Origin of the sequence: Roseobacter phycocola (assembly GCF_042055075.2) — a bacterium.
Taxonomy (GTDB): Bacteria; Pseudomonadota; Alphaproteobacteria; order Rhodobacterales; family Rhodobacteraceae; genus Roseobacter.
This window is the reverse complement of the sequence record NZ_CP194010.1, coordinates 3,922,169-3,939,170: the sequence shown is the minus strand read 5'-3', so window position 1 is coordinate 3,939,170 and position 17,002 is coordinate 3,922,169. Positions and strand designations below refer to the sequence as shown.

The window sequence follows — 17,002 nt, the reverse complement described above, 5'->3', positions numbered from 1 at the left end:
TCACAATGCCGGTCACAAAACCGCCAGACGGTCCCTCAGGCGGACCAGCCCCCTGCCGCCCGGATCGCAGAGGAGGATTGTGCCACCATCGGCACGTTCACAAAACACCAGGCGGGTGCGTCAGCAGCCGCCAGCAGCTGGCTGGAGCGGCCCGCGATGCGGTACTGGCGGAACCGTCGGGCGGCATGGCTCATCCGTGCGGAAATCCGGTCACCGGGGCGGGCCAGTACGCCCACCGGCACATTGCGCATGATCCATTCCCAGTCCTGCCAGTGATGCAGCTGCGCCAGATTATCCGCGCCCATCAGCCAGACAAACCGCACGCCGGGATAGTGCCGCTGCAGCCCCCTGATCGTGCGTGCCGTATAGCGTGTGCCCAGCCGTGCCTCGATATCGGTGACCGTGACACGCGGATGCTGCATCAGCGCACGCGCGCGCGTCATCCGCTGTTCCAGCGGGGCCGGACCGCGCTCTTTCAGCGGGTTGCCCGGGCTCACCAGCCACCAGACGCGGGTCAGGCCAAAGCGTTTCATCGCTTCCAGTGTGAGGTGCACATGGCCCTCGTGCGCAGGGTCAAAGGACCCGCCCAGAAGGCCGACCACCTCACCTCTGCCCGCTGTGGGAAAACCCATCCCCATTCCCGTGCCTCTGCCATTGCCAGACCTCCGCCGTTCAACGGGGCCGGCGGTCTTTTGTCAATGCCCGCCCGCGTCCTGCGACACCACGCTGTCCCCGGTGCTAAGCGTGCCCGGCACAACAACGCGCGCGCACATCCCGCCATGCCCCCGCACCGCAGAATACCCGCCGGGACCAAAGGCCTCCTCCATCCGGCTGCACGGTGCACAGATGCCTGTGAGCTCCAGCTCGGCACTGCCGATACGCAGCCGCCGGCCCCGCAGCGCCGACAGGTTGATGCCCGACACTACCAGATTGCGCCGCAGATCTTCCGCCGCCACCGGACCGGTGCCCAGCAGCGCCCCGATCACCGCCAGATGCTCCGCCTGAATCAGCGTCACCGCGCGTTTTTCAGATGCTCCGTGATCGCCCTCCAGCCCACGCGGCCCCACACTGGCCTGCGCTACCGTCACAACCTCCCTGCGTCGCTCCGGGCGCAGCAGAATGGCCTCCAGCTGGCCGGGCTGCGCATGACGCCGGATCATCTCCTGCATCTGCATGCCTCAGCGGTCCGAGCCGCTGACAAAAGTGTCGACAAGATCCGGCAGACGTTCCAGCGGATAGTTGGGATGCAGCTGCCAGAACCCGTCGTCGTCCAGTTCCAGCGGCCGCAGTGTCCCCCCCGGGAAGGCCCGCGTGCGCAGCGCCAGCACAATGTCTGACAGCACCGCCGGGTTGTCACGGAAATAGGAATGCCCCCGTCCGCTGATGTTCTCGACGCGGATGAAATGCACCAGTTCCGATTTGCGCAGCCGCTGAATAGCTTCGGGCGACAAAACGTCTGATGTGGCTGAACCAAGCCGCGGCACACTTGTCAGAATGCTCGCCAGCCGCAATGCCGCATCCGCAGGGTTGATGTAGATGTTGATCTGTTCAAAGGCTTCGGCGAACCGTTCCGCCTGCAGCCGCTGGCGCACCACACCGGTGTCCAGATCAGCTGCCGCAAGGATCAGCGTGCCGGTTTTCATGGCCGTTTTGGGCGGTTCGCCCCGACCCCGGTGATAGATCACCAGTTCGCGCAGCGCCTTGGCCATCACGTCCGTACCGCGCGAATGCGCCACGATATCAATGTCCTCGACCTCCGGCATCTCTGCCAGAAGCCGCAGGAATTCCTTGGCATGGAACACGCTGAAATTCCCTGCCTCACGGTCCCGGAAATATCCCAGCGGCCCGCCGTTGCCCGCAGGCCAGGCGAAAGCCACCGGGATACTGCCGCGACCGACATAGTGCCACAGGTTGGCCAGCGAGGTGATGGAACGGTCGAAATCATTTCGCACACCGTGGGTGAACACCAGAATGCGCCGGTTGCCCGTCCTGGCGATCTCGGCGCGGATGGCAGCCTGGAAATCAGCGCCCCGTGCGTCGTATTCCGCCTTTTCCGCTGCGTCAAAAATCAGTTCCCCTTCGGTGCGCGACGTGGCCAGCGGGACCGATCTGAAGCGTACGATTTCCTCGACATCCTCAACGCTGAGATCAGAGAGGTTGCGCTTGCCGTCCACGTGGGTGCGCGCCACCAGATCGTCCCAGTCGCTCGCGCCGAAACGCACGCGCGCGGCACCAAAGGCCATGGATTCCGACCGCTCCGCGCCATAAGTCAGCATGCCGTCCGGCTTTTCTTCTGGTGCCCGGTCCGTGACAAAGAAGATGGGTGGCGACACCGTACGCAGCGGCAGCGGCACCGCGTTGGTCGGATAATTCGTGCCGGTTGAATAGATGTTGGGGGGCGGTGCCAGAACGGCGTCCCGGATGCCGCAGGCCGACAGAAGGAACGCCAGACCGGCAAACAGCAGCGCGAGGTATTTCATGGGCACTCCCTGTTGCGACCCGGACCAGCGCTAACACGTCAGAACGAAATATCAAAATCACATCCGCACGCCGGCGGTTCTGCAGGAATTACTCCGCCGCCACATCCTCTGCAGGGTCCGGAGCCAGGTCATCCTCCATGACAGGCGGAGGCAGGTCCGGCAAATCGCCCCATTGCTCCAGGTCGCCTTCCATCCATTCGCGTGACATGATCCGGTACACCTCCTCCTCGAGGGTCGTGTAGTCGATGTACCAGAGGTCAAGAACCCCTCCCCGCAGGCTCTCCCTGCCGTCCCAGTCGACGCCGCACGGATACCCGTCGGCCGTCACCGGGCGGGCCTGCTCGACCCAGCCTTTCCAGCCATCATCAATAATAACTGACAGGTTGGAGGCATCGTCCTCCGCCTGCGCGGCTGCGCTGCGCTGGCGCGTGCGCTCAAACCAGGGCGGGACCGGCGTCAGTTTGCCCCCACCCCCAAGGCCGCCAAGCGGTGCATCAGACCAGTGTGCGGGGGCATCCATTCCGTCTGGCAGGGCCGTATCGGCATGACCCCATGCCTGTGTGACCATACCGCCCTTCAGAACCCCTGCGAGCCCGGACAGTTCTGCGTCCGTCAGACTGCTGCCGGCAAAACTGAACGGTACGCTATACTCGGGGTCCCCGCCGGGCTGCACATTCTCAAAGCTGGCACCCGCCAGGTTCGAGACCACAAAACAGGTCTCCAGGACCGTGTTCCCCTGAAACCGTGAATAGGTCAGATCGCTGTCAAGAAAAGTGCTGTAGCTGAGATTGGACCCGGAAAAATCGGACTGGCCGAACTGTGTCTCACCAGCAAAGACCCCAGAAAGATTGGCGTCGATGAAGCTTGTATAGGGCATTTCCGAGCGGACGAATGCCGCGTTTTCAAGTTTGGCGCGATACAGCTGAACCCGCACCAGAGACGACCCCAGGAACAGGGTTTCACCCAGGTCCGCGCCGCTCAGATCAACATGGGAAAAACTGCTTTCCAGAATGCGCGAGGCATAAAGATCGCTGAACGCCATCAGGGCGAACGAAAAGTCCGACCGGTCGATCTTCAGCCCGGACAGAACCGCGCCCTGCAGCTCTGCGTGCCGCAGGCTGACGCCGTCAAAGGTGCTGCCCCGGAAGTTCACGCCCGAGAGCGTCGCGTCCTGCATCTGCGCCCCCGTCAGGTCAGCGCCCTTCAGGTTGGCACCGGGCAGGAACGCATTGGTCAGATCCGCACCACGCAGATCCCGGCCCGTCAGATCCGGCGCTTCCAGCGTGTCCAGCCGGTTCTGCCAGAGCCGCCGGACATCAGCGATACGTTCCGGTGATGTGTCCCCGGTCACGCCCGCGGCCAGCAGAAAGAGGTCAAAAGGCTGCCAGTCCGCGGGGCGTTTTGTCAGTTCTGCCTCGCGCAGATCGGCACGGGCCAGCGGGATCTGCAGGGCGGGCGGCACACCTGCGGCGGCCAGCAGCCCCCCTCGTGTGCGCTCCCAGGAGGCCAGCACCATGACCGGCAGCACAGCCGCCAGAGAGACAACGAGCCCGGGCCGCACCCGCGCCATATGTTCCCGCGGCAGGCCCCGCATCCGGCCCTCTGCCGCGCGCAGTGACAGCAGGCCCACCACCGACGCGGCCCACAGGCAGACCGCCGCCACAAGCGTCATGGTGAAATCATGCAGCGGCATGCCCCGGATCCAGACCACCAGCAGCACAAACAGCCCGAACGCCCAGCCAAGTGCCAGCGCAATGCCAACAATACTCGCGCCCAGCACACTGGGGGCCATGGACCCGTCCGCACGCGTCCGCCCCCGGTACCAGATCGCCGCCAGCGCAAAAATCGTCGGCGCCACCCGGTCGCTCAGCGGCAGCGTGCCGGTCCCGTCATCCGGGGCCGCTTCGCCGATGTGATCCCACAGCGGCATCAGAAAAATATGCAGATACACATAGATCGCGGTGATCAGCACGGGCGCGGCCAGAAAGAACGCCGCCGGGTTCACATCCACGCTCACCACGGGCAGCGTCGTCGCCGCGCCAAAGGCAAAGAAATCCGCGTCCCGGTGCCCCATCAGCGTGATGCCGACAAACACCAGCGCCAGCAGCAGACCAATCCAGATGCTGCGCAGATGCAGCGACAACTCGTTGATCTTCGCAATCCGCTGTTCGGTATCCATGCGCACCCCCGCCCCGCCGGCCGATGGCCGGTCACACGCATAACGATTGCCTGGCGCGGCGTTTCAGGCAAGCTTTGTGTGCGCTGGCCATGCCGGGGGCCTGTTACTGAGGGCGGGGCCGCCGCAGTTTCCCGGTCATACGCAGACCATCGCGGATGTTAAGCCCCATCATGCTGAGGTTCGCCGCACCGGCGATGAGCTCCACCGCCTGAACAGCATAAAAAACGGTATCGAATGCGCCTGCTGCCGCTTTGCCCGCCAGAAACCAGGCCGCAGGCACCAGGATCAGCAGCCCGTTTGCCGCGATAATCGGCATCCGCCGTTTCTTGGCCCGCGTCAGCGCATCCTTGCGGCGCCGCCCCATGGCCATGCCCGACCCACCCGCGATGGCCATCGCCGGGATCAGCAGGATCATGCCCTTCAGGATCATGGCCTTGACCGCCGCAATCGTGTCCGGTCCGGCAAAAAGCTCACTGATAACGGTCGAGGTCCAGAAAGTCAGGATCATCAGAAATCCGATCCCCCCGGCAACAGCGTGTATTCTGGTTTTCATCTCAAATCTCCGTTCTCCGGACCGGCGCGCGCGGGTCAGGCTGTGCAGCAGTCGCGCACGGCGACCTTTTCAAACAGATGCGGCGCGGTCACAGCGCTCTGCGGGTACTTGCCCAGATGCGCCTGAAACGACGGGTCCGAAAAGGCCGCGCGGAAATCGGCGACTGTCTCCCAGATCGCGTAGTTCAGATACATGCTGCCGTCGCCCACCGCCCGGTGCAGCTGGGTGCTGATGTAGCCGGGCTGCTGTTTCATCCACATGGCATCACTGCGCCAGGCATCAATCAGGGCCGCTTCATCGTCCGGGTCCACCGTGAACAGGTTGACCAGAACGACGGGGCCCGCGTCGACGGCCATCTGCTGGTCAATCGGAAAAGCGGGGTTCAGGGGCGAGATGGTGACCATATCGGTTGTCCTTGCGGGCTACGGGAATTTGGTGTCATGTTGTCAATTAAAGTCGATACATCACAATGACAACACGTTGTCAATTATTTTGAGGAGTCTGCCATGTCAGAAACCCGGCACACCGGGGCCGGAGAGGCCGTAACCACGCTGATTCTGGACGTTTTCCGGCTGAACGGGCGCCTTCAGCTGGAAGGCGACAGGCTGGTCTCGGAACTGGGACTGACCAGTGCGCGGTGGCAGATCCTGGGCGCGGTGGCCTATGCTCCGCAGCCCGAATCTGTCGCCTGGCACGCCAGAAACATGGGCGTGCACCGGCAGGGCGTGCAGCGCATCGTAAATGAACTGAACCGAGAAGGCATTCTGGAATTCCGCCCCAATCCCCAGCACAAACGGGCGCACCTGATTGCCATGACGCCCAAGGGACAGGCGCTCTATGACGCCGCACTGGCGCGGCAGATCCCCTGGGTGAACGCGCTGTCAGAGGGGCTCGCACAGGATGACCTGGCCGCCGCTCAGCGGGTCATCAGCCTTCTGCGGACACGCCTCGAAGACACAGCACCACCCCCGTCAGACACCTGACAGCCCGCAGGGCAACACCGGCGCCGGCTGTCCGGGAGATTACCGGTAAAGCGCGCGGGCTTTCGTGAAGGACAGCAGCGTTTTGGAGTCCTCGTCCCACAGGTGCAGGCGCGCGTTGGCGATGCTGTCGCGGATCGTCATGCGGTTGCCTTCCGCCAGTGCGCTGTGGTCCCGCAGGACCTCCGGCAACCGGTAAAACGGGATGCGGCTATAGAGGTGATGCACGTGGTGGATGCCGATATTGGCCGTCAGCCACTGCAGCACCGATGGCATCACATAATGCGAACTGCCGTGCAGCGCTGCTTCGTGCAGCTGCCAGTCGTCGTCCGCCTCCCAGTGCGTGGTCTCAAACTGGTGCTGCACGTAAAACAGCCAGACCCCGGCGGTCGCCGCAAGCAGCGTCGTGGGCAGAAAGATCAGCAGCACAGGCATCAGCCCGCCAAACCAGATGATCACTGCCAGACCTGCGAAAATTCCGGCATTCGTGCACATCGCACTCAGCCAGTATCTGCCCTTGGCCATGAACCCCAGCGGCAGCCGGTTCTGGAACAGAAAGAGATACCCCGGCCCCAGCCCGAACAGAACGATCGGATGCCGGTAAAGCCGGTAGAGCAACCGGTTCCAGGGCGACAGTGCTGCATATTCCGCGACCGTGAGCGTATGAATATCCCCCATGCCCCGCCGGCCCAGGTTGCCCGACGAATTGTGGTGGATCGAATGCGACCGCCGCCAGACATCATATGGCGTCAGCGTCAGAACCCCGATCACCCGCCCGAGCCAGTCGCTCACGTTACGGCTGCGGAAAAACGCGCCATGGCCACAGTCGTGCTGGATGGCAAAGAGCCGCAGAAGGAACGCCGCGTTGCACAGCGCAATCGCAAAGGTCAGCCAGTAGCTGTACGACAGCGACCACCAGGCGAGCGTCCACAGCAGGACAAACGGCCCGATGGTCAGCGCCAGCTCAGTCCAGCTGCGCAGATGGCTCGGTTCGCGGTATTCGGCGAGGATACGGACCCAGTCCTTTGCCTCCCGGACGTCAGATGGCGCGTCACCTGCGCCTGGGATGTCGGACATGTGCCTGCATTTCTTAGTTCTGTTCCCATCGTCCATAAACGATCCGGGCATTTGCGCAAGTGCCTCGACCTGCCCCGCTCTGCCGCCCCGCGCCCTGCGGATCACGGATTGCCCCCCCGCCCGCCTGCCGGTATCAGAGGGCAACACCAACATCCGCACCAGGAGCATCCCATGGCCGCTTATCAGTATGTCTATCACATGTCCGGCGTCTCAAAGACCTACCCGGGTGGCAAAAAATGCTTTGAAAACATCAACCTGAACTTCCTGCCCGGCGTGAAAATCGGCGTCGTGGGCGTGAACGGCGCGGGTAAATCCACGCTGATGAAAATCATGGCCGGGCTCGATACCGAATTCCAGGGCGAAGCCTGGCACGCCGAAGGCGCCACTGTGGGCTATCTGCCGCAGGAACCGCAGCTCGATCCGAACCTTTCTGTGCGCGAAAATGTGATGCTGGCCGTGGCGGATAAAAAGGCGATCCTGGACCGCTACAACGAACTGGCGATGAATTACTCCGACGAGACCGCGGATGAAATGGCGCAGCTGCAGGACCAGATCGACGCCGAAAACCTCTGGGATCTCGACAGCCAGATCGACGTCTCGCTCGAAGCCCTGCGCTGCCCGCCGGACGATGCCGATGTCACGCAGCTCTCGGGCGGTGAGGCCCGCCGCGTAGCACTCTGCAAACTGCTGATCGAAGCGCCCGACATGCTGCTGCTCGACGAACCCACCAACCACCTGGACGCAGAAACCATCGCCTGGCTGCAACAGCACCTCATCGACTACAAGGGCACGATCCTGATCGTGACCCACGACCGCTACTTCCTCGATGACATCACCGGCTGGATCCTCGAACTCGACCGCGGCCGCGGCATTCCTTACGAAGGCAACTACTCCGCCTGGCTCGAACAGAAGGCCAAACGCCTCGAACAGGAAGCCCGCGAGGACAAATCCCGCCAGAAAACGCTCGAACGCGAACTGGAATGGATGCGCCAGGGCGCCAAGGCCCGCCAGGCCAAATCCAAGGCCCGGATCAACGCCTACAACGAACTCGCCGACCAGTCGGAACGCGAAAAACTCACCCGCGCGCAGATCGTCATCCCCACCGGCCAGCGCCTGGGCTCCAAAGTGATCGACGTCTCCGGCCTGCAGAAAGCCATGGGCGACAAACTCCTCGTTGAAGGGCTCGACTTCTCGCTGCCCCCCGGTGGCATCGTCGGCGTGATCGGCCCCAACGGCGCGGGTAAATCCACGCTCTTCAAAATGCTCACCGGCCAGGAAAAGCCCGACGCAGGCACCATCGAAATGGGCGACACGGTCGATCTGTCCTATGTCGACCAGTCCCGCGATGATCTGGGCGCCGATGAAACCGTGTGGGAAGCCATCTCGGGCGGGGCCGAACTCATTCAGCTCGGGGACGCCGAGGTCAACTCCCGCGCCTATTGCTCGTCGTTCAACTTCAAAGGCGGCGACCAGCAGAAAAAGGTCGGCCTCCTCTCAGGCGGTGAACGCAACCGCGTGCACATGGCGCGCCTGCTGAAATCCGGCGGCAACGTGCTGCTGCTTGACGAACCGACCAACGATCTGGACGTCGAAACCCTGCGCGCGCTGGAAGACGCGCTTGTTGATTTCGCCGGCTGCGCCGTGGTCATCAGCCACGACCGCTTCTTCCTTGATAGGATTTGCACCCACATCCTCGCCTTTGAAGGCGAGGCGCATGTTGAGTGGTTCGAAGGCAACTTCGAGGACTACGAAGAGGATAAGAAGCGGAGACTGGGGGACGTCGAACCCAAGCGCATGAAGTTCAAAAAGTTTACCCGGTGAGTTTGGCTTCGGCCAAACTCACAGTGCGCGGCAGTCGCTTTTCGCCAGAAAAGCGATGAGAGCGGCACCCGGTCGCAGTGTAATCGCATTCGTAAGGGGTCAACCCGGACAAAGCGAAGAAATTATCTCATGATCCGCACCTAAGCTAAACTCAATCAGCAAGGCGGAATACTTCCGGAAGCGTTTTTGTGTTGGCGCGGCTGCGCATGGGCAGAAGGTTCTTACAAAGTAATCGCGCGCATCGTCAGTCAGATTCTGACCAAATAATTATGTACCGTCTTGAAACGGTGCTGGTACCTTTACAGAATGAAGCGAATGACATCACTACTCTTGGTGGAAGAACGGCTCTTGGAAGCCGAGCATTTTACAATGCTCCTCAAAGAACACTTCGGGTTGGAAATTCAATTCAATTTGAATGCCTTTTTGTCCGCCGCCAGAGCAGTAACTTTCCTAATTCAAAAAGAACTACGGCATGTTCCGAATTTTGATGAGTATTGGGCCTCAGTGCAGGCAACGTTGCGAGAGGATGAAGCCGCGCGGTTTTTTTTGGAAATGCGCAATTTTAGCCAAAAGCAAGGGCGCATTGGTTTATACGGATCGGGCGGTACTAGGAAACTTCGAAGCTACACGTTTCCACATTTGTTGGGAGAAGAACCCCGCATGATCTACTTCTTTGTGAACGGGGAATTGTCCGTTCCAGATAGTATTGCTTGCCTTGATATTGTGTCTGCCTGCGCTCAACATATTGGAAAGCTAGCTGAGCTTACGTTACAGACTATGAAAGAGTTTCCATTTGATTGCTGTCTATCGGCTGCATGCACACCAGAGGGAGCAGAGTATCACAGCTTAGAGCTTCCCGATTTTTTAAAGATGCTCGGTTTCCCAACTGATTGGATGGTTGGTGTTGATGGGATGGAACGGCAAGAGGCCTTCAAACTTGTGGCGCGCCAATTCGATGCCGTCGACGTGAAATCAATCGGTCGAATCGCGCAATTCAATGAAATCTTGACCAGCGACGCTTAATGCAACATGTCTTTTTCAATCCAGTGGCACAAAAGTATTAACCCCGACCGCGGGTCGGAGGCCGTCTTGCAATCGCTCCGGTGGAGCGATTGAGGCCGGAGAGGGCGATAGCCCCGGGGGAGACGCAGTCGCCCCCGCCCAGGGGGGCGGTCGGGGGCGGCCCATAGGCGGGGCCTATGGTCAGTGCAACAATCAATCTCTATATTTCCGACTGAACCTGTCGCGCCAGCGACAGGCACGCGTCCGCACCCACCCGGGCGGACGCTCAGTCCATTGACCTGACCTGAAGCGCCCAGCCTCTTCAATACTCCACGCCCGCGCCCCATCCCGGACGCCGCCCCGTCTCCTGCTCTTCGGCCAGCACCCGCCCGCGCCGGTTGGCCAGCGCGGTGTCCTCCTCCATCAGCCCCGCCATCTTCAGCGCGAGCCAGGTGTTCAGGATGCGGTTGATGCGCAGCTGATACCCTTTGCCCATCGCGCGGAACATCTTTGCCACCGACTGGTCGAGATAGAGCGAGACCTTCACCTTCGGCTCATAACAGTCGATGTCCGCCTCGATCATGTGCCAGGCTTCCGGCACCTCCTCGCGCAGCCGCGCCAGCGGCAGCTCATCCGCATCCGCGCGCCACAGGTGATAGATCAGCCGCTGGCGGGCAAGCTTTTCGGATTTCGTCATACTGGCCATAGTGCAGGCTCCTGTCGGGTCGTGCTGCGCGCCTGACCCCGGGGCCCCGGTGTCCCCCGATGCGACCGGATGCCGGGGCCGGGTCAGGTCAGCGCGGGGCGTATCCTGCCGCAACGGCCTTACGATCTCCTGACCGCACCGCGCGCTGCGCACCGACGTAATACCGACGTTAAACCGACATGATACCGAAAGCCCCGAAACGGGTTCAGATCAGCGCCCCGATCCACAGGCCGATCCCGAAAACCGTATGCGCAATCAGCCCCAACGCCCTTGCTTTCATGGGGTTCGGCGTTTTCGATGCCGCCACGCCCGCGCCCAGGCCGGGCTGCAGCAGAAACCACCCGAACCCCAGCATCAGGATCGAGAACACCCATGCCGGCAGCAACGTCGGTGCCGCCAGCCAGGCGGGCCCCATGATCAACGCCAGCGCCACGCCGTAAACCACGCCAACAGCATAGTGAAACGCCCAGCCCAGCGGCTTTTCTCCCGCGATTTCACCCGCGGCCCCGATGTCATCGTGGAACACGACACCCCGCGGAATATGCGCCACCCAGCGTCCCACCATGCCCCAGTTGGTCGCGGGAATACCCGCCACGCGGGCCAGCAAAAGCGCCCAGAGGTCCAGCGCCACAGTCGCTACCAGCCCCATGAGCACGCCGGTCATCAGTGTCTCCTGCACGCGTGTTCTCCTGTCGATCCCCGCGGGGACACTGCCATCTCCGCGGGTCGGAGACCACCCCCCGACGCCTCTTGATTTATGCGCCGCTGCGGCCCAGTCTGAGGTATGATTACACGACGCCTCTTTCTCGCCGCAGCACCGCTCGCTCTTGCCGCCTGTGCCTCACAGGGCATACCGGCGGGCGCACGCACAACCGTCATCATGGTCCGGCACGCAGACCGCGCAGGAGAAGTCCTGAACAGCACGGGCCTTGCCCGCGCCGCCGCAATGCCTGCCCTGCTCGAAGACTACCCGCTCGATGCGATCTACAGCCCGGATATTGCGCGCAACCTCGAAACGGCCGCCCCGTTGTCCGAAGCAACGGGCCTCGATGTCACAATCGTGCCCAAGGAACTGGCCGCAGCACGGATGACACGTGACTTCCCCGAAGGCACGGTGATCTGGATCGGCAACAAGGGCAACCTGCGCAGCATCTGGGACGAACTGGGCGGCCCGGGGTCGGCCCCGCAGGAATACGGCGAGGTGGCTGTCCTGGAACTGCTGGACAACGGTGCACGCCGTGTGACCCGGCTGGACCTGCCAGCGGGGTAGGACCAGGGGGGAACTGCTGCGGCCTTTCCCCCTGACGAAAACATCGCCTCCCCCATACATACCGTCACAGTGAAGCGCTCCGGATCTGTCCGCACGGCGGGCACCCCGGAGCAGTCTTTCCGCTGGATGCAAAGGGGTTTCGGACATGATGCGTTCTGTTTTGTTTGCTGCGGCTGTCACAGCCATGGCCTCGGCCGCCGGGGCCGCAACCATCGTTATGAACGGTGATTTTGAGACCGTTGACGGGCGCACAGGCGTCACAGTCGGCGGGTCCGACGGCGATGCGCTCAACAGCCTGAACGGCAGCAGCGGCCGCGCCTCCTGGGATGTCTACGACAGCCTGCCGGGCGGCTGGGCCAACGCCCCACAGCGCGGCAACGGGATTGAAGTGCATTCAGACCGCACCCTGCGGGGCGTGACCGCACATTCCGGTTCCCACTATATCGAGCTCGACAGCGAACGGGGTGCCGGAAAAGGCTCCAACAGCAACATGTCGCAGGAAATCGCGCTGACAGCGGGCACTTACGATCTAAAATTCTGGTACATGAAGCGCCCCGGCCGTTCCAGCCAGGACAGCAACCGGATCGCCGTCAGTCTCTGGGATACGCTGCCCGGCGGCACACCGCTGTTTGACGAGCTTCTGGTGCACCCCAGCACGCTCAGCGGCCGCGTTGAGAACGGCTGGACAGAGATCGTGCACCGCTTTTCGGTGAGCGAAGACCACGACAATGCGCTGCTGTTGTTCAGCGCCCGTGGCCGCGCGGACGAACTGGGCGGGCTGATTGACACCGTTTCCGTTTCGGCAGTGCCCCTGCCTGCAGGTATTCTGTTGCTGGTGAGCGGACTGGTTGGCCTGGGTGTTATGCGGCGCCTGCGCAAAGGCTGACCTGCGGAGCCGCTGGCAAAAAAACGGGCCGGCACAAAGACCGGCCCGCCAGATAATCAGTCGGGCGCAGGAAGAGGTACGCGCGACTGCCGTCGGTCTGTCCCCTTTTTGCGTCACCAGGCACAAAAAGCCGGAATACGGGAGTATTCGCATCCATGGACACCAACAGTTAACCACGATCCAACCGCAGCTTCTGTGACCTGGGTCACATATGCTTCGAATTTTACCGAATGGCGCGGCCGCCAGCGCGTTGTTTTCTAACAAACTCCCTGCCGCCCGCCCGACACAGCGGCGCCACGCGGCCGCTTTGTGACGATCCGGCCGGAAACCTGCCACATTTCCGCCACAAGCCAACAGTCCCCTGTGCACTCTTTTCAACAAGTATCGCAGGTGGTTTATGGCGACGATGGCAGCTCTTTTAGGTGGCGTATTTGGCTTCTTTTCCTTTGCCGGAATGCTGCTCTTTTCGGACGCCGGGTTCATCGCCGCGCTGTCGATGTATCTGATGGTCGGGATCGGCACCACGACATCCCTGATCTGCCTTGGCATGGTCGCATCTCGCTTCGGTTCGTCCCGCGCGGAACCCCGGCTCCAGCCCGTGCGTGTGCCCGCCGGAAACTCCCGTGGCCTCCCCGCAGAATAACCGGCAACCGGCCTGCCTGAAAAAGAAAAACGCCGCAGACCGCTGCGGCGTTTTCTGTATTCACCCTGTGGCGGCGTTCAGAGCAGAACGCGCCAGACCAGAAGGCTCGGGACCAGCATGGCAAACAGGATGCAGAACATCTTTGCCCCCTGGCTGATCCGGCCGAAAGCACCATCACCAAGCGCGCCTTCGCCATAATTCATCGCACTGGAAATCACCGCATAGCCACGTGCAGACCGGCGGACCTGCTGCGCCTGGATGGATTCCACAGCCTGATCATAGATACGTGCCTGACGCTCTTTTTCGGTCAACTGGCTCTCCAGATTTTCCATATTGCTCATAATCTTCCTCAAACTCCCTTGGCTGCGAGTCCAGATGGGGTCAGATTGCTTAAAGTCCAGTGTAAAAGGCGCAAAAAAGGCCGGCACAACGGCCGGCCTTCCGCAGAATTCAGCTCAGATTGCTCAGTTCAGCGCTTTGTCGGTGATGGCATGCGTCCACGCACCCTCGGGCGCTTTGGAAATCACCGGGTCCGACCCGCCGGACAGCAGCGAGGCCACCGTGCGCTCATAGTCTGCCGGGTCCAGCGTGCCGTTGCTGCCCGCTGTCAGTTTGGCAATCTCGCCCATCATGCGCTTCTGGTGCTTTTCGGTCTGTGCACCGCTGGCATCGTTGTCGAGCACAATCTCTGCCGCCTCATCCGGGTTCGCCTCGGCGTATTTCCAGCCTTTCATCGAGGCACGCACAAAGCGGACCATCTTATCCTCGAAGGCCGGATCGGCGAGGTTCTCCTCCAGCGCGTAAAGACCATCTTCCAGCGTCGCAACGCCCTGATCCTCATACTTGAAAACGGTCAGGTCATCAGGCGTCAGGCCCGCATCAATTACCTGCCAGTATTCGTTGTAGGTCATGGTCGACACACAGGCCGCCTGCCCCTGCAGCAGCGGATCAACGTTAAAGCCCTGCTTGAGGACCGTCACACCATTGTCACTGCCATCGGTCGGAATTTCGAGCTTGCTCATCCAGCTCAGGAACGGGAATTCGTTGCCAAAGAACCAGACCCCCAGCGTCTTGCCCGCGAAATCCTCCGTGCTGGTAACACCGGCATCCTTGCGGCAGGTCAGCATCATGCCCGAGGATTTGAAAGGCTGCGCGATGTTGACCATCCCGAGGCCCTTTTCACGCGCGGCCAGTGCAGCAGGCATCCATTCCACGGTCACATCAGCACCGCCACCGGCCAGCACCTGCGTGGGCGCAATATCCGGCCCGCCGGGCTTGATGGTGACGTTCAGGTCTTCTTCTTCGTAAAAGCCCTTGTCCAGCGCCACATAATATCCGGCGAACTGCGCCTGGGTGACCCATTTGAGCTGCAGCGTCAGATCATCAGCCGCCTGGGCCGCAGCGCCCCAGAGCCCCAGCGCCGCTGCTGCGGTAATGCTTGTTATGGTTTTCATCATACTCTCCTTTGTTGGTCGTTTTGTTTTTGGTTTTGTCAGTGTCGCTGGGACGGATGCCAGAACGTCACAACGCGCTCCGTCAGCGCAATAATGCCATAAAACGCCGATCCGGCAATCGCCGCGACCACAATCTCCGCCCACACCAGATCAAGCGCAAGCTGGCCCACGGACGTAGATATCCGGAACCCCATCCCGCGAATGGGAGAGCCGAAAAATTCAGCAACGATCGCGCCGATCAGCGCCAGCGTGCTCGCGATTTTCAGCCCGTTGAAGATAAACGGCATGGCCGCCGGCAGGCGCAGTTTCAGCAGCGTGGTCCAGTAGCCCGCCGCATAGGTGCGCATCAGATCACGCTGCATGGGCGAACTGTCGCTCAGCCCCTGAACGGCGTTCACCAGCATCGGGAAGAACACCATCACAACGACCACCGCCGCCTTGGACTGCCAGTCGAACCCGAACCACATCACCAGAATGGGCGCCATCCCGATCACCGGCAGTGCGGCCACAAAGTTGCCCACCGGCAGCAGGCCGCGCCGCAGAAAATCAAAGCGGTCCACCAGGATCGCCATCAGAAACGCGGAGCCACAGCCGATGACATACCCGCTCAACGCGCCCTTGATCACTGTCTGGACGAAGTCCTCCCACAGGATCGCGGTTGAGGCCGCAAAGGTCGTTGCAATCGCCGTCGGGGCCGGCAGCAACACCGGACTGATACCGAACCCGCGCACGATACCTTCCCAGATCGCGATCAGCGTCAGCCCGAACAGGAACGGCACTGCGAGGGACGTGGCCCGCGTGCGGGGCAGAGCCGCCAGCCGCGTGTTCGCCCACCAGCCAAGTGCCCAGGCGCCAAAGGCAAAGACCAGCCAGCCCATTACGCCATCCCCATGCGGCGCAGTGTGACCCGCTGGATGAGCCCGATGATCCCCACCAGCAGCGCCGCCAGTGCCGCCGCCATCAGCAGCGCCGACCAGATCTGGATCGTCTGCCCGTAGTAGCTGCCCGCCAGCAGCCGCGCGCCCAGCCCCGCCACAGCGCCGGTCGGCAGCTCACCCACAATCGCACCCACCAGAGAAGCCGCCATGGCAATCTTCAGCGAGGTGAAAAGGTACGGCATCGAAGAGGGCAGCCGCAGCCGCCAGAACGTCTGAGACGCGCTCGCATTCCACGTGCGCATCTGATCCAGCTGCATTGCATCCGGACTGCGCAGACCCTTCACCATGCCCACAACCACCGGGAAGAACGACAGATACATCGAAATCATCGCCTTGGGCAGCAGCCCCGAAATCCCAACCGCGTTCAGCACCACAATGATCATCGGTGCAATCGCCAGAATGGGAATCGTCTGACTGGCAATCACCCAGGGCATGACGCTCATATCCATCGTGCGGTTGTAAACAATGCCCACCGCCAGCGCGATCCCCAGCCCGGTGCCCAGTCCAAACCCCAGCAGCGTCGCACTCAGCGTCACCCAGGAATGATAGATCAGCGACCGCTTGGACGTGATCTTCTTCTCCACCGTGGTTTTCCAGATTTCCGCGCCCACCTGGTGCGGCGCGGGCAGCTTCGGCTTTTCCTGGCTCCAGGTGTCCGCCACCAGCGTCTGCGTGGTCAGCACCTCGCCCGACCGTGTCGCCTTGTCATAGGCCCAGGGCGCATTCAGCCAGACCGCCGCGACATACCAGATCAGGAAAATGCCCGTGACAACCGTCAGAACCGGGAAGAAACTACGCACGAACCGCCCTCCGCTTCCAAAACCAGAATGCCATGAAAAGAGCTGCGGCCAATGTGGCTGCCATCATCCACATCGTTACCCTCGCATCTGAGCACTGATTTGCTTCCCACTCCAGGCAACCCCTGAACCAATAGTCGCTCCCTGCTGCCGCGAACACGAGCGCTGCCAAAGCTGCGAGCAACAGAAGAAGAATTATCGCGACAAGCCTCACCG

At 61.9% G+C, this 17,002-nt stretch carries 19 protein-coding genes; 6 read left to right on the top strand and 13 right to left on the bottom strand.

Annotated elements, in window-relative coordinates:
- Positions 1–35: 35 nt before the first annotated feature.
- The 6 genes from AB4K19_RS19420 to AB4K19_RS19395 all read right to left on the bottom strand — a co-directional run bounded on the left by AB4K19_RS19420 (position 36) and on the right by AB4K19_RS19395 (position 5,616).
- On the bottom strand, positions 36–638 hold the full coding sequence (locus AB4K19_RS19420) for a nicotinate-nucleotide adenylyltransferase (RefSeq protein ID WP_375229878.1): 603 nt from the start codon (positions 636–638) through the stop codon (positions 36–38).
- A gap of 57 nt (positions 639–695) precedes the next feature.
- A complete protein-coding gene (locus AB4K19_RS19415; RefSeq protein WP_436398591.1) occupies positions 696–1,175 on the bottom strand; it encodes an MOSC domain-containing protein in 480 nt (159 codons plus the stop codon).
- Positions 1,176–1,178: 3 nt separating this feature from the next.
- Positions 1,179–2,480, bottom strand: a complete 1,302-nt coding sequence (locus tag AB4K19_RS19410; protein WP_436398589.1) for an alpha/beta hydrolase — start codon at positions 2,478–2,480, stop codon at positions 1,179–1,181.
- An 88-nt stretch (positions 2,481–2,568) separates the two neighbouring features.
- Positions 2,569–4,659: a pentapeptide repeat-containing protein gene (locus AB4K19_RS19405; RefSeq protein WP_375229875.1), complete on the bottom strand. Its 2,091-nt coding sequence runs from the start codon at positions 4,657–4,659 to the stop codon at positions 2,569–2,571.
- 103 nt (positions 4,660–4,762) lie between these two features.
- Positions 4,763–5,212 carry a hypothetical protein gene (locus AB4K19_RS19400; protein ID WP_375229874.1) on the bottom strand — a complete coding sequence of 150 codons (450 nt, stop codon included), beginning with the start codon at positions 5,210–5,212 and terminating at the stop codon, positions 4,763–4,765.
- A gap of 35 nt (positions 5,213–5,247) precedes the next feature.
- Complete coding sequence (locus AB4K19_RS19395) at positions 5,248–5,616, bottom strand: antibiotic biosynthesis monooxygenase family protein (RefSeq protein WP_375229873.1); 369 nt, start codon at positions 5,614–5,616, stop codon at positions 5,248–5,250.
- Between the two features lie 102 nt (positions 5,617–5,718).
- On the opposite strand from AB4K19_RS19395, the gene AB4K19_RS19390 reads away from it, so the two are divergent.
- On the top strand, positions 5,719–6,195 hold the full coding sequence (locus AB4K19_RS19390; RefSeq protein ID WP_375229872.1) for a MarR family winged helix-turn-helix transcriptional regulator: 477 nt from the start codon (positions 5,719–5,721) through the stop codon (positions 6,193–6,195).
- A 39-nt stretch (positions 6,196–6,234) separates the two neighbouring features.
- Here the strand turns inward: AB4K19_RS19390 and AB4K19_RS19385 are convergent, their stop codons facing one another.
- Positions 6,235–7,269: a fatty acid desaturase gene (locus tag AB4K19_RS19385; RefSeq protein WP_375229871.1), complete on the bottom strand. Its 1,035-nt coding sequence runs from the start codon at positions 7,267–7,269 to the stop codon at positions 6,235–6,237.
- A 171-nt stretch (positions 7,270–7,440) separates the two neighbouring features.
- Here AB4K19_RS19385 and ettA point away from each other — a divergent pair, with 171 nt between their 5' ends.
- Both ettA and AB4K19_RS19375 read left to right on the top strand, forming a co-directional pair.
- Positions 7,441–9,090: an energy-dependent translational throttle protein EttA gene (gene ettA / locus AB4K19_RS19380; RefSeq protein ID WP_436398587.1), complete on the top strand. Its 1,650-nt coding sequence runs from the start codon at positions 7,441–7,443 to the stop codon at positions 9,088–9,090.
- A gap of 315 nt (positions 9,091–9,405) precedes the next feature.
- Complete coding sequence (locus AB4K19_RS19375) at positions 9,406–10,113, top strand: hypothetical protein (RefSeq protein WP_375229870.1); 708 nt, start codon at positions 9,406–9,408, stop codon at positions 10,111–10,113.
- Between the two features lie 301 nt (positions 10,114–10,414).
- On the opposite strand, the gene AB4K19_RS19370 is transcribed toward AB4K19_RS19375, so the two are convergent.
- Both AB4K19_RS19370 and AB4K19_RS19365 read right to left on the bottom strand, forming a co-directional pair.
- On the bottom strand, positions 10,415–10,798 hold the full coding sequence (locus AB4K19_RS19370) for a BrnA antitoxin family protein (protein ID WP_375229869.1): 384 nt from the start codon (positions 10,796–10,798) through the stop codon (positions 10,415–10,417).
- A 205-nt stretch (positions 10,799–11,003) separates the two neighbouring features.
- Positions 11,004–11,477: a DUF2938 domain-containing protein gene (locus AB4K19_RS19365; RefSeq protein WP_375229868.1), complete on the bottom strand. Its 474-nt coding sequence runs from the start codon at positions 11,475–11,477 to the stop codon at positions 11,004–11,006.
- A gap of 105 nt (positions 11,478–11,582) precedes the next feature.
- On the opposite strand from AB4K19_RS19365, the gene AB4K19_RS19360 reads away from it, so the two are divergent.
- The 3 genes from AB4K19_RS19360 to AB4K19_RS19350 all read left to right on the top strand — a co-directional run bounded on the left by AB4K19_RS19360 (position 11,583) and on the right by AB4K19_RS19350 (position 13,597).
- Positions 11,583–12,068 (top strand): histidine phosphatase family protein, encoded by a 486-nt coding sequence (locus AB4K19_RS19360; protein ID WP_375229867.1) that lies wholly within the window; start codon positions 11,583–11,585, stop codon positions 12,066–12,068.
- A 145-nt stretch (positions 12,069–12,213) separates the two neighbouring features.
- Positions 12,214–12,954, top strand: coding sequence for a VPLPA-CTERM sorting domain-containing protein (locus tag AB4K19_RS19355; protein WP_375229866.1), 741 nt, complete (start codon positions 12,214–12,216; stop codon positions 12,952–12,954).
- Positions 12,955–13,351: 397 nt separating this feature from the next.
- The gene (locus AB4K19_RS19350; protein ID WP_375229865.1) at positions 13,352–13,597 is read left to right on the top strand and encodes a hypothetical protein; all 246 of its coding nucleotides are present in this window, start codon (positions 13,352–13,354) and stop codon (positions 13,595–13,597) included.
- A 77-nt stretch (positions 13,598–13,674) separates the two neighbouring features.
- On the opposite strand, the gene AB4K19_RS19345 is transcribed toward AB4K19_RS19350, so the two are convergent.
- From AB4K19_RS19345 to AB4K19_RS19330, 4 genes are all read right to left on the bottom strand, one after another.
- Positions 13,675–13,938 (bottom strand): hypothetical protein, encoded by a 264-nt coding sequence (locus AB4K19_RS19345; protein WP_375229864.1) that lies wholly within the window; start codon positions 13,936–13,938, stop codon positions 13,675–13,677.
- Between the two features lie 123 nt (positions 13,939–14,061).
- Complete coding sequence (locus tag AB4K19_RS19340; RefSeq protein ID WP_375229863.1) at positions 14,062–15,051, bottom strand: ABC transporter substrate-binding protein; 990 nt, start codon at positions 15,049–15,051, stop codon at positions 14,062–14,064.
- Between the two features lie 38 nt (positions 15,052–15,089).
- On the bottom strand, positions 15,090–15,929 hold the full coding sequence (locus AB4K19_RS19335; RefSeq protein ID WP_436398585.1) for an ABC transporter permease: 840 nt from the start codon (positions 15,927–15,929) through the stop codon (positions 15,090–15,092).
- Positions 15,929–16,789, bottom strand: a complete 861-nt coding sequence (locus AB4K19_RS19330; RefSeq protein WP_375229862.1) for an ABC transporter permease — start codon at positions 16,787–16,789, stop codon at positions 15,929–15,931. Before AB4K19_RS19330 ends, AB4K19_RS19335 begins: the two co-directional genes overlap by 1 nt.
- Positions 16,790–17,002 lie beyond the last annotated feature (213 nt).

Excerpts from the sequence above, each read along its gene's own strand:
- AB4K19_RS19375 (WP_375229870.1), top strand. The coding sequence starts at position 9,406 with ATGACATCACTACTCTTGGTGGAAGAACGGCTCTTGGAAGCCGAGCAT.
- AB4K19_RS19395 (WP_375229873.1), bottom strand. The coding sequence starts at position 5,616 with ATGGTCACCATCTCGCCCCTGAACCCCGCTTTTCCGATTGACCAGCAG.
- AB4K19_RS19360 (WP_375229867.1), top strand. The coding sequence starts at position 11,583 with ATGATTACACGACGCCTCTTTCTCGCCGCAGCACCGCTCGCTCTTGCC.
- AB4K19_RS19350 (WP_375229865.1), top strand. The coding sequence starts at position 13,352 with ATGGCGACGATGGCAGCTCTTTTAGGTGGCGTATTTGGCTTCTTTTCC.
- AB4K19_RS19335 (WP_436398585.1), bottom strand. The coding sequence starts at position 15,929 with ATGGGCTGGCTGGTCTTTGCCTTTGGCGCCTGGGCACTTGGCTGGTGG.
- AB4K19_RS19385 (WP_375229871.1), bottom strand. The coding sequence starts at position 7,269 with ATGTCCGACATCCCAGGCGCAGGTGACGCGCCATCTGACGTCCGGGAG.
- AB4K19_RS19370 (WP_375229869.1), bottom strand. The coding sequence starts at position 10,798 with ATGGCCAGTATGACGAAATCCGAAAAGCTTGCCCGCCAGCGGCTGATC.
- AB4K19_RS19340 (WP_375229863.1), bottom strand. The coding sequence starts at position 15,051 with ATGAAAACCATAACAAGCATTACCGCAGCAGCGGCGCTGGGGCTCTGG.
- AB4K19_RS19390 (WP_375229872.1), top strand. The coding sequence starts at position 5,719 with ATGTCAGAAACCCGGCACACCGGGGCCGGAGAGGCCGTAACCACGCTG.
- AB4K19_RS19405 (WP_375229875.1), bottom strand. The coding sequence starts at position 4,659 with ATGGATACCGAACAGCGGATTGCGAAGATCAACGAGTTGTCGCTGCAT.
- AB4K19_RS19400 (WP_375229874.1), bottom strand. The coding sequence starts at position 5,212 with ATGAAAACCAGAATACACGCTGTTGCCGGGGGGATCGGATTTCTGATG.
- AB4K19_RS19420 (WP_375229878.1), bottom strand. The coding sequence starts at position 638 with ATGGGGATGGGTTTTCCCACAGCGGGCAGAGGTGAGGTGGTCGGCCTT.
- AB4K19_RS19415 (WP_436398591.1), bottom strand. The coding sequence starts at position 1,175 with ATGCAGATGCAGGAGATGATCCGGCGTCATGCGCAGCCCGGCCAGCTG.
- ettA (WP_436398587.1), top strand. The coding sequence starts at position 7,441 with ATGGCCGCTTATCAGTATGTCTATCACATGTCCGGCGTCTCAAAGACC.
- AB4K19_RS19355 (WP_375229866.1), top strand. The coding sequence starts at position 12,214 with ATGATGCGTTCTGTTTTGTTTGCTGCGGCTGTCACAGCCATGGCCTCG.
- AB4K19_RS19410 (WP_436398589.1), bottom strand. The coding sequence starts at position 2,480 with ATGAAATACCTCGCGCTGCTGTTTGCCGGTCTGGCGTTCCTTCTGTCG.
- AB4K19_RS19345 (WP_375229864.1), bottom strand. The coding sequence starts at position 13,938 with ATGAGCAATATGGAAAATCTGGAGAGCCAGTTGACCGAAAAAGAGCGT.